Source organism: Candidatus Eisenbacteria bacterium (genome assembly GCA_035712145.1).
In the GTDB taxonomy this organism is placed as follows: domain Bacteria; phylum Eisenbacteria; class RBG-16-71-46; order RBG-16-71-46; family RBG-16-71-46; genus DASTBI01.
In genome coordinates, this window is sequence record DASTBI010000088.1 from 24016 (window position 1) to 35487 (window position 11472).

The following is an 11472-nucleotide window of genomic DNA, read 5'->3' on the forward strand; positions in this document are numbered from 1 at the left end:
CGATGAGCAAGATGGTCGCCACACCCGCATCCGAGCCCGCCGATCCGGTGCAAGCTCGGGCCACCGACTCTCTGGTTCTCGCCATCGTCGGCAGCGGCGGCGACGGCGTCGCCCTGCTCGGCGACATGATCCTGCGCATGGCGGCACACCGAGGACTCTACGGCGTACTGGTCCAGTCCTACGGCCCGCAGATCCGTGGCGGCGAATCGGCGGTGGTGGTCCGGATCGCCAGCGAGGAAATCCACTACGAGGGCGACGAGACCGACCTACTGTTGTGCTTCCGGCTCGCCGACCTGCGCCGCTTTCAGGGCTCGATCCGGCTCCACCCCGGCAGCATCGTGATGCTGGAGGCGTCCGACGCCTCGGACCCGCCCGAGTGGCTCGGGCGCTCGGAGCTCAAGCCCTATCGCTATCCGTTCGCAACCATCGTGGACGGCCAAGAGGTCCCGGGCGATCCCAAGAACATGCTGGGACTCGCGCTCCTGTGCCGCGCCCTCGGCTGGGGGCCCGAGCAGGCCCGGCACGCGCTCGAGAAACGGTTCGCCCACCGGCCGCAAGTGCTGGCGAGGAACCTCGCCACCTTGGATCGCGGGTGGGCGGCCGCCGGCGTGCCCACGCTTCCCACGCTCCACGGCCACGGCGTGCCGCTCACGGTCGAGACCGGCAACGAAGCGGTGGCGCGCGGGGCGATCGCGGCCGGACTCAGGTTCTTCGCGGGCTATCCGATCACGCCTTCCTCCGAGATCATGGAAACCCTGATCGACGAGCTGCCCGCGGCCGGCGGCCGGGTGGTGCAGGCCGAGGACGAGATCGCCGCCCTCGGCATGGTCATCGGCGCCAGCTTCGCCGGTTCGCCGGCGATGACCGCCACCAGCGGCCCGGGGCTCTCGCTCATGACCGAGATGCTGGGGCTTGCGAGCATGGCGGAGATCCCGGCGGTGGTCGTGGACTGTCAGCGGGTGGGGCCGGCGACCGGCATGCCCTCGCGCACCGAGCAGAGCGACCTATACCACGCGGTCTACGGCGGGCACGGCGACTTCCCACGCGCGGTGCTGGGGGTATTCGACACCGTGCACGCGCGCGACGTGATGTTCAAGGCGTTCCACCTCGCCGAGCGCTACCAGCTTCCGGTGCTGGTGCTGTCGGATGCCTACGTGGCCCAGCGGCGCCAGATCCGCGATCCCGTGTTGGATCGCGCCGAGCGGCCCCAGCGGCGGGTGTGGAAGCCGGGCGACATGGCGGCGCGGTTCGACGTGAGCGGGGCGCACGGGGTGGGCGCTTTCCGCATCCCAGGCACCGAGGGCGGCACGTACATGGCGGCCGGCATCGAACACACGCCCGACGGCAACCCGACGTCGGACACCCACGTCCATCACGCGATGAACGCCAAGCGCTTCCGCAAGCTCGACGGGATCGCGGCCGAAACCGGTGACTGGTTCCTCACTCTGGGCCGCGCCGACGCTCCGCTCGGAATCATCGCCTGGGGCAGCATGTTCGGGCTGCTCCAACAGTGGGTGAGCCAGAATCCGGAGTACCGCGTGTTCCTCCCGGAGATCCTGCACCCGTTCCCTCTCGCGGGGCTCGCGGCCTGGCGGCGGGGCCTCGCGAAGACCTGGACGCTGGAGCTGAGCTTCCAGCGCCAGTTCCACCGCTACCTGGCGAGCCTCACGGATCTCGCCGGAGTGGTCCCGATTGCACGCAGCGGCGGGCTGCCGCTCTCAACCGCGGAGCTCTCCCACATGCTCACGGAGGCGTCGTCATGAAAGCCAAAGACTACCGCACCACCCTGGAGCCCGTGTGGTGCACGGGCTGCGGCGACTTCGGCATGCTCAAGGCCCTCACCCAGGCCCTGAGCGATCTCGAGGTGCCGGTCGAGAAGCTCGCGGTGGTCTCGGGCATCGGCTGCTCGAGCCGGCTGCCCGGCTACATTCGCTCCTACGCGTTCAACTCGGTCCATGGCCGGGCGCTCCCGATCGCCACCGGCGTCAAGCTCGCACGCCCCGAGATGACGACGGTGGTGGTAGGCGGCGACGGCGACGGCTTCAGCATCGGGCTCGGCCACATCCCGCATTGCGTCCGGCGCGATGTGGACCTCACCTACGCAGTGCTCGACAACGGCATCTACGGGCTCACCAAGGGTCAGGCGTCCCCGACCACCGATCCGGATCTCAAGCGCGAGCTGGGGCTCGCCGGCGCCACCGAGCGACCGCTCAATCCGGTGCTCATGCTGCTCGGCTCAGGCTGCGGATTCGTCGCCCGCACCCACGCCGGAAACCTCCCGCACCTGCGCGCGATGCTGCGCGCGGCGATCGAGTATCCGGGGTTTGCGTTCGTGCACGTGCTGGCGGCCTGCATCACCTACCAGCCCAACTCGTACGCCGAGTCGCTGTGGAAGCGCTGCTCGATGGTCCCCGACGACCATGATCCCACGAGCTTCGGGAAGGCGATCGAGCTGGCGCGTGCCGAACGCTTCATGCTCGGGGTACTCTACCGGCGCCCGCCCGAGGAGAAGCCCGCGACCGCGGGTCCCGAAGGCGAGCACAGCGCGGGGATCTGGCCACCCGTCGCGGCGGCCTCGGAGTCCGTGTTCCCGGTCTGATCAGGGAGCCTGAGAGGCATGACATGAGATCGGCGCGGTGGTGGCGGCCGGTGGACGTGCCGGCCAGCGCGGCATGGCTCACGCTGGCCGCAGTCGTGTTCGGCATGGAGGCGGTGCCCGCGCGCGGCGCCCCGGTTGCCAACGACGACTGCATGGTCTGCCACTCGCAGCCGGACCTGGAGCGCAGCACGCCGCGGCGCGGCGGCTCGCTCTTCGTCGACCCGAAGGTCCTCGCGTCCTCGCCCCACGCGGGCCTCTCCTGCGCCTCCTGCCACGCCGGGATCGGAGAGATCCCGCACGCCTCGCGGCTGCCGAAGGTGCAGTGCGTCTCCTGTCACGCGGACGAGGCGCACGCCGTGGCCGCGAGTGCGCATCGGGCCACGGCGCGCCAGGGCGGCGCGCGGCCGAAGCACCCAGCCGGAGCATCGTGCACCGGCTGCCATGGGACGCACGCGATCAAGCCGGCCGCGCGCATGGGACCCGAGGCGTGCGTCGCGTGTCACGCGACGGTGGTGACGGCCTACCAGGGGAGTGTCCACGGTGTGGCGCTCGCGAAGGGCGACCCCGAGGCCTCCCGGTGCCGCGACTGCCACGGCCCGACGCACGCGGCGCTCTCGCATCTCGATCCCGCGTCCGCGGTGAGCCGCGCGAGGCTGGCCGAGACCTGCGCCCGCTGCCACGCGGACAAGGAACTGACAACCCGCCGCAAGATCACGATACCGGCCGCCTATACCCTATATAAGGAGAGCGTCCACGGGCAGTCGAAGGACCCGAGGGCCGCCACCTGCAACGACTGCCACGAAAGCCACGACCTCAGGCGCGCCACCGACCCGACCTCCTCGATTCACAAGGCAAACATCCCGGCGACGTGCGGCCGCTGTCATGCTCAGGAATCCGCCGACTACCGCGAGAGCGTGCACGGCACTGCCCTGGCGCGAGGCGTGTCGCGATCGCCGGCCTGCACCGACTGCCACGGCGAGCACAGGATCCGGGGACCCCGCGAGCCCGGCTCACCGGTGGCGGTTGCCGGAGTGACCGCCACGTGCTCCCATTGCCACGAAGCCACGGGGATCCGCGAGACCTACGGGCTCCCGGCAGGCAGACTCAGCACTTACCAGGACAGCTACCACGGGCTGGCCGCGCGTGGCGGCTCGCCAGCGGTCGCCAACTGCGCCTCGTGCCACGGCTATCACCGCATCCTGCCCTCGAGCGACCCTCGCTCGGCGGTCGCTCCCGCCAACCTCCCCGCGACCTGTGGCAAGTGCCATCCCGGTGCGGGCGAGCGGTTCGCGGCGGGCGCGGTGCACGAACCGATGGCGAGCCCCAGCCGGCCGCTGCTCCACTGGGTGCGGATCGCCTACCTCGCGCTGATCGCGCTCACGATCGGCGGCATGGCCCTCCACAACGGGCTCGACTTCGCGGCCAAGCTGCGCCGGCGCCTGCGCGAGCACCTGGGCGTTGTCGCCCGGCACGCCGAGGCGATTCAACGCTGGCACGTACGCCTGACGCTCTCCGAGCGAATCCAGCACGTGGCGCTCGCGGTGAGCTTCTTCACGCTCGTCTATACCGGGTTCGCGCTCAAGTTCCCGGAGAGCTGGCCGTTTGCCTGGCTCGCGCGCCTCGAGGGCGGCCATGCGTGGCGCAGCAGCATCCATCGCGCGGCGGCGCTGGTGATGGTCGCAGTCGCGCTGTTCCACGTGGCCTACTTGTTCGGCCGCCGTGGGCGCGCGATGCTCGCCGCCATGGCGCCACGCCCGCAGGATGCCCGGGACGCGGTCGCCAACCTGCTCCACCTGGCTGGCCTGCGCGCCACGCCGCCCAAGTTCGAGCACTTCGGCTACATCGAAAAGGCCGAGTACTGGGCCCTGGTCTGGGGCACGGCAGTGATGACCGTGACCGGCGTGGTGCTGTGGTTCGAGAACCAGTCGCTCCAGTGGCTCAACAAGTGGGTGCTCGATCTCGCCACGATCGTCCACTACTACGAGGCCTGGCTCGCTTTTCTCGCCATCATGGTCTGGCACGTCTATCAGACGGTCCTCAACCCCGACGTCTATCCGATGAACTGGACCTGGATCACCGGCCGGATCTCGGACGACATGCTCCGGCACGAGCACGGCGCCGAGTGGGAGCGGCTACAGGCGGAGGAGGCAGCGGCGGCGGAGCGGGCGGCGCAGGACGCCCCGGAGGGGGAGAAACCGACCGGGGACTAGGCCGTGTCGCCGACCTCGGCGCGGCACTCGGCCGATGGCGCGCTCAACCCCGATCTGCCGCTGGCGTGAGCGGGGATCTCAGCCCTCGGCCTCGATGGCCTTCATCCCGCGTCCCACTGTTGCCATGTCGTCGTCCGACAGCATGACTCTGCGTGTAGACCCGTCGCGGGATGGCGAGGCGCAGGAGCTCCAGCGGTGCCTGGCGCTCGCACGCCGCGGATTCCGCCCTGATCGTAGAAGGCGCACGCCAGCGCCTGAGCGGGGAACTGTCGGGGCGGGATGTGCGGCAGGAATGCTCCGGCGTCGATCTACACGGCATGTCCCCCCGGCGGCCGGACGATCGGGAAGCCGGCCCCCATCAGCCCCTCTCCCAGGTAGCGGATGGAAGCGATGCGGTACTTCAGATAATCCTCGTCCACGACCTCCCGGAGCCCCACGGCGATCGCCTCGAGGTCCCGGCCGGCGAGACCGCCATAAGTGGGAAATCCCTCGGTCAGGATCAGCAGATGCGGAGTGGCTCGATGATGGTCTTCATGTCGTGACGCCGGCGCCGCGCCGCGCGCCCAAGGCGGCACTGGCTCTCACGCAATCTCCATTGCCCCGTCGGGATTCAGGACGACGCACTCTCCAACCTGTTGCCCCTTGAGTGAGCCGGTTCAGCCCAACGCGTGCAGGGACGCACAGGATCGGGCGTTCTTCTGTCAAGCTGACAGAGGCCCGCTGTCTGGATGGCATGAGAGCCGGCCTGCACTGTGGCCGGATGCGGAATCAGCCGCGTGGAGTTGCATGTACCGGCGAAGGCCGTCGTTCAGCGCCTCGCGCAGGCCGGAAGCGCCGCGCTACTTCTTCCGGAGCGACGCGAGCAGCCCGTCGAATTCCTTGGCCGCTGGAGCGGTGCTGCTCGTGGGCCCGGTGAGCTTGAAGAAGAGAGACCCTCGAGGTCCCTCAACGACAGCACCGAGCAGGGTCCAGCCGGAGGTCGGCCCCGCGGAGCCGTGGGCCGGGTCCGCATGGGCCTGGTAGGTCCCGGTCAACTCGACCTGGGAAACCTTGAGGTGTCGGACTTCGAAGTTGCGCCGAACGGGTTGCTGCGGCGCCTTGAACTCGCCGATCCAACGCTCGACATTGGCATCCGTTTCACCCCCCTGCCCCGGCCCGAAGTAGTAGACGACGCACCTCGCGGCCTCGCCCCCGGACGCGGGAGCCGGGATGACGTAGGTGGCGAGACGCATCCCGGTGGCCTCCTCTTCAACCCAACGCTTGGGCGTCTGCCACACGACCCCGGGATCCTGCTCCGGGGCTGCGGACTCCATGCCCCCCGGCATCTCTTCGCCGCCTGGTGCGGCGTTCGCGTCCCCGCCTGCCACCGTCGATGGTTTCTCTTTCGTCGTGCTCCGATTCCAGGCCAGAACGGCCAGCACGGCGATGAAGATCACAATCACGGATGTGAGGAGGCGCAGTCGCATCGTGAGTTCGCTCCGCTTCGACGAGGCAAGCCGGGGGCCCCGCTTCGCCAACACCGATGGTGAGGCAGACCGGAACAACCAGCATGAGGTGATACCAGCCGTGCGCCCAGGAACGCAAGTCGTTCGGTCGCCCGCATGTCTCGTCACCCGGTGGACGGCGCGCGGTGTCGCGGCTATCGTCCACCGAAATCGTTCCTCGCCGGAGCATCGGCACCGTCTCTGATGATGGTTCGCTGAGAGAAAGGACCCGAATCCAATGAACCAGCCGCAGAGAGTTCGGATCGGCGTCATGAGCTTGATGCTGGTGTTTGTTCTGGCGTTGGCGGGCTCATGCCAGAGGAAGCCCGCGGAAGGACCCCCGGCCGCTGGTTCAGCCGCGGACAGCGCCCAACAGGCACGACTCGCGGCGGGCCAGACGGCCTATCTCGCCAACTGCGCGATGTGCCACGGGGTGTGGGGTCTGGGTGATGGACCGCTCGCCGCGCAACTCCAGAAGGAGTCCGGGGTCAAACCGGCACATCTCAACGACCTCACGCACCTGGAGTCGATGGGACGCGCAGGGGTGATCACCGTGATCGAACAGGGCGGCGCTCACACCGGCCGCTCGAACCTGATGCCACCGTGGGGGGAGCGTCTTTCAACCGAGGAGATCGAGAAGATCGCCGACTTCGTGTTGGCCTTGCCCGATCTTCACCCGAAGATCCCGCCCAAGACGTTGGCCAAGTACCTCCAGGCGCCGCCTGGAGCGACGGCCGAAGGCCGCACGCTCTATGTGACCATGTGCACGGCGTGCCATGGGCCTTCCGGCAAGGGGGACGGCCCGTACGCAGACACCATGCTCGTGCGCAACAAGCTTCGGCCGCGCGATCTCACCGATAGTCTCTATTTCAGCGGCAAGACCGACCGCGAGCTGTTCGCCACGATCTCCCTCGGCGGGGGCTACTTCCACAAGTCGCCCTTCATGCCCATCTGGAGCGTGTCCCTGACACCGGACCAGATCAAGGACCTGGTCAGCTACATCCGGGCACTGTCGCGGACCACTCCCCAACCATGAACAACTTCTGATCGGCCTTCAGGAGTGGACCTCGAGCGGGGCGCACCTACCAGCCTCCGCCCCAGACGCCCGACGCGAGCTGCGACCACCACCTTCACCCAAGCCGCCCGATGGCGAAGCCGCTCCGCTACGGGCGCTCATCCGTACTGGAGCCCGCCCCGCACGCTGAGCGCAAGCGAGATCACGAGCGCCAGCAACGCGATCGTTCCGAGCGCGCGCATGGACCATCCCGGCGTCGGGCCGCCGAGCCCCGGGCGGAGCGGGAACACAGCTCCAAGCAGTACACCCGCCACGAGCCCTGCGGCGTGCGCGGCGTTGTCGGTGGCGTTGCGGGTGAAGCCGGCCGAGAAGCTCTGCCCGATCAGGAACAGCAGCGCCGCGCCCATGGCACGCGCGCGGCCTACCGCGAGCCGCCGCCGCACCCGCCAGGCGCTCGCGAGCAGGGCTCCGCCGAGCGCGAAGATCGCTCCCGAGGCGCCGACGCTGATGCTGAGTCCGACCGGGTGCTGCGCTCCGCGCCAGGCGAGGCTCGCGAGCGAGGCGATGGCACCGCCGGCGGCGTAGATCACCGCGAAGCCCGGCCGCGTGTACATGCCCTCCACCACGGGTCCAAAGATGATCATGCTGAGGGCGTTGAAGAACACGTGCGCGATCCCGGCATGGAGGAAGGTCGAGGCGAGCAGGCGCCAGGCCGTGTCGAGCGGGGCGAGGTTCGGGGCGCTGGCGCCCCAGGCGAAGAGCGCATCGGTATTCCCGATCTCGCGCCGGAACGCGAGTACCCCGAACACCAGCGCCCACGAGAGCAGAAGCAGCAGCGTGCCCCAGGGCGCGACATCGCCGATCAGCGACGCGAGGTCAGCGGGCGGCGGTTCGTCCGGGTCGGGCGGGATGAAGTCGGGCTCGAGGGCTTCGAGGTCGGTCGGCTCGGGCTGGCGCGGATCGCTCATCGCGCCCGCATCGTACCGGGTCGGCGCCAGGCGCGGGCGGCTGGCTCGGCCGCCCGCACGATGGTCACTCGATCCGCACCACCCGCACGATCCGTTACCTCAGGCTTGCGATCCGCCTGGTGAAGCTCCCTTGCGCTGTCGTGAGCCGAACGAAGTAGATCCCGGCCGCCGTCGAGCGGCCGTCGCCGTCTCGTCCATCCCACCTGACTGGGTGGACACCGGCCTCCCAGCGACCACTCGCCAGCGTGCGGACCTTCCGCCCGTCCACGCCGTAGACGGCGAGCGACACCTGCCCGGCTTGGGCCAGGCGGAAGGAAATCGTGGTCGAGCTCTCGAAGGGGTTGGGGTAGGCCCCCGCCAGCATGGTGCTGGTCGCACGCGGAGTCCCCACGCCCACCACCCCGCTGGCGAGCGCCTGGATCGCGCCCGCGCTCAGCGCCCGGTCGTAGATCCGCACTTCGTCGAGAGCTCCCTGGAAGAGCCGGCCGGTGTTGCCGTCGCTCTGGGCGCCGATCCCGAGCGGCTCGTCGTTGGCCGAGATCGTGAACGTGCTGGCGAGCGATCCATCGAGCGCGCCGTTCACGTAGAGCCGGATGACGCTCCCGTCGTAGGTCGCCGCCAGGTGCATCCACGTGTCGCCGGTGGTCGGGTACGAGGTGGCGCCGTTGACGCGATAGGTGTCGGAAGCGTTGAAGCGGACAAACGGCTTGCCGGTGCTCGACAGGTTCAGCTCGTATCCCGGAATGATCGTGCCCACGAAACTGGCCTTGGCGACCACGTTCGCGGTGCCGAGCTTGGAGGGCTTGATCCACGCCGACAGCGTGATCTGGCTGGCGAGATCGAGGAGCGGGTCGTCGGGCACCAGGGCGTATTGAGTTGTTCCATCGAGCGCCAGGGCGAGCCCCATCGTGCCCGCCACCCAGCCGGGCGCGCCCGTCAGATTCCCATCCAGGCCGTTGCCGGCGGCGTCGACGATGGTTCCGCCGCTTCCTTCGTTCAGCGGCCAGCGCGCCACCAGGCCTTCGTTCGGATCGACGGACACGAAGGTGGCGTGGATGGTGTGCGTCGCCTGCACGTTGGTGAAGGTGTAGTTGGTGACCGGCCCCACCGAGCCGCCGTCGACCAGCACGTCGGCGACGCCGTAGCCGGCATTGGGCGTGATCGTGAACCCTTGGTTGGCGCCCTGCTGGACGATCACCGCGCCGCTCGGCGTGATCGTGCCGTTGGCTCCCGCCGACGCCGTGATGGTGTAGGTCGCGACGCTGGCCAGCGCGGCGATCTCCTCCGCGCTGAGCGCGCGGTCGTAGAGCCGGGCCTCGTCCAACGCGCCCTGGAACCAGCGGCTCGCGGTTCCGGTGGCGTTCACCTGGGCGCCGATGGCGAGCGGCAAGGTGTTCGATGCGATGGTGATCGCCGCAGGCAGCGAGCTCTCGAGCACGCCGTTGACGTAGAGCTTGATCGTGGCGCCGTCGTAGGTGGCGGCCACGTGGATCCAGGTGCCGATGAGCCCGTTGTACTGGGTGGTCGAGTTGACCCGGTACGTGTCGCCCGAGGTCTGCTGGTTGAAGCGAACGAACATCCGCTGCGAGCTGGGGAGCGCCCCGCTGGTGGAAAGGCACAGCTCGTAGCCGTTGACCGATCCGTTGACCGATTTGCTGATCAGGTTCTGGGTCGCGACGACGCCGGGCCTGATCCAGGCCGCCATCGTCACCGCGTTCGCGGTGGTGATCGTCGCCAGGCTAGCGTTGTGCGCCACCGACGCGTACTGAGTGGTCCCGTTCAGGGCGATCGCCTGCCCGTGGGTGCCGGTGACGTAGGTGGGCGTTCCGAATGCCGTCGCATGGTTGGCGTTGCCCGAGGCGTCGTTGACGTTCCCTTCCATCTTCCACCAACCGACTGGGCCCGTCTGACCCACTCCGCCCGAGCGGAGCACACCCTGCACCTGAGTCCCGGTCCCGGCCACGATCACCACGGAACCGTTCACGTTCGCCTTCATGCTCATCGCGTCGTTGAGGCCCCCCGGCATGAGCTGCACGCTGGAGCCGAACGCGATCGTCGAGGTGGAGGACTCCTTGTAGAGGATGTTGCCCGAGCCCTCGACGCTCGTGTAGAGCACGGTCACCGTCTCGGCGTTCTCGTCGAGCAGCACGATCCCGCGCGTGCCCGACTGGTCGACCTCGTAGAGGTTGTCCCAGGTCCCCGCCGGCCGCCGCACCAGCAGCGCGATCTTGGGAAACCCGGCGGTGTCATAGCTGGTCTTGACCGCGGCGTAGAGCGTTCCATCCGAAGCGACCGCCACGTGGAGATGGTCGTCGGCCATCCCCAGACCCACGTCGAGCGCGGACTGCGACGCCGGCAGCTCGTCCGCGGTCCAGGTGGCGGGATCGGTTCCGTCGGCGTGGGTCCGGAACCCGAAGCGCTGCGTGCTCTGGTTCGACCACAGCACCCCGATCTTGCCGTCGGGGAAGGCGGTGACCACCGCGATGTCGTCGTTCGGGATGCCGGTCGCCAGCGTGACTGGCGCGCTCCAGCTCGAGTAAGGCGCGTCGCTGTAGTAGACGACGATCTGGTCCGTCCCGGCCGCGCGATCGGTGGCGAGCCACATCCGTCCCTGCGAATCCACGTCGATGGTGGCCGTCTCCGTCCCGCTGTCGAGCGCGATCGGGGCGTTCGCGGGTCGCGTGGTCCACGCCTGATAGGTCTGCGTCGCCGGCACGTACTCGATCGAGGCCAGTTCGGTGGTCGCGCTGGTGAAGAGCAGCACGTGAGCGACCGCGCCCATCGACTTCACGTCCGCGTGGACGCCCGTCGAGTTGGAGAGCTTGAGCACGCTGGTCCAGGTGGTGCCGTCGAGCCGCCACACCCAGGTACCCGAGCTGTTCGGGAACACGCACCACCAGCGCCCGTCGTGCGTCCACACCTTCGACTGGGGCTTCTCACCGGTGTTGGCGGTGACCGTCAGCGCTGTGAGCGATGTGTGAACGGGCGGCAACGCAGCGGCCGGAGCCACGGCGAGGAGCCCGAGGAGGGAAGCGAGAATCCAGCGCACGGGATGACCTCCTGCGGGGGAGATAAGGGCGACGCGGATTGCAGCAGCGTCCATGCTGGGACGGCGCTCACTCAGGGGCCCGCGAGATCGGGGGACGATCGCGGGAATGCGCACGGGCCTTGCGAGAAGGCCTCGAGGATATCACCC

The 11472-nt window shown here is 69.1% G+C and carries 7 protein-coding genes and 1 pseudogene; 4 read left to right on the plus strand and 4 right to left on the minus strand.

The features are described from left to right. The first annotated feature begins 2 nt into the window (after positions 1-2). From VFQ05_05495 to VFQ05_05505, 3 genes are read left to right on the plus strand one after another with little or no spacing between them, the layout of a single operon-like run. Complete coding sequence (locus VFQ05_05495; protein ID HET9326210.1) at positions 3-1763, plus strand: 2-oxoacid:acceptor oxidoreductase family protein; 1761 nt, start codon at positions 3-5, stop codon at positions 1761-1763. Beyond that, entirely contained in the window at positions 1760-2599 is an 840-nt protein-coding gene (locus VFQ05_05500) for a thiamine pyrophosphate-dependent enzyme (GenBank protein HET9326211.1), read from the plus strand. The genes VFQ05_05495 and VFQ05_05500 overlap by 4 nt, the downstream gene beginning before the upstream one ends. Before the next feature lie 23 nt (positions 2600-2622). Further along, entirely contained in the window at positions 2623-4809 is a 2187-nt protein-coding gene (locus tag VFQ05_05505) for a cytochrome c3 family protein (protein ID HET9326212.1), read from the plus strand. A 151-nt stretch (positions 4810-4960) separates the two neighbouring features. Here VFQ05_05505 and VFQ05_05510 read toward each other — a convergent pair. Further along, positions 4961-5300: pseudogene (locus tag VFQ05_05510) on the minus strand (tyrosine phenol-lyase). 348 nt (positions 5301-5648) lie between these two features. Continuing rightward, entirely contained in the window at positions 5649-6275 is a 627-nt protein-coding gene (locus tag VFQ05_05515) for a hypothetical protein (GenBank protein ID HET9326213.1), read from the minus strand. A 289-nt stretch (positions 6276-6564) separates the two neighbouring features. On the opposite strand from VFQ05_05515, the gene VFQ05_05520 reads away from it, so the two are divergent. Next, positions 6565-7329: a c-type cytochrome gene (locus tag VFQ05_05520; GenBank protein ID HET9326214.1), complete on the plus strand. Its 765-nt coding sequence runs from the start codon at positions 6565-6567 to the stop codon at positions 7327-7329. A 137-nt stretch (positions 7330-7466) separates the two neighbouring features. On the opposite strand, the gene VFQ05_05525 is transcribed toward VFQ05_05520, so the two are convergent. Both VFQ05_05525 and VFQ05_05530 read right to left on the minus strand, forming a co-directional pair. Continuing rightward, on the minus strand, positions 7467-8276 hold the full coding sequence (locus VFQ05_05525; GenBank protein HET9326215.1) for a rhomboid family intramembrane serine protease: 810 nt from the start codon (positions 8274-8276) through the stop codon (positions 7467-7469). Between the two features lie 94 nt (positions 8277-8370). Next, positions 8371-11325 (minus strand): LamG-like jellyroll fold domain-containing protein, encoded by a 2955-nt coding sequence (locus tag VFQ05_05530; protein ID HET9326216.1) that lies wholly within the window; start codon positions 11323-11325, stop codon positions 8371-8373. Between the last annotated feature and the right edge of the window lie 147 nt (positions 11326-11472).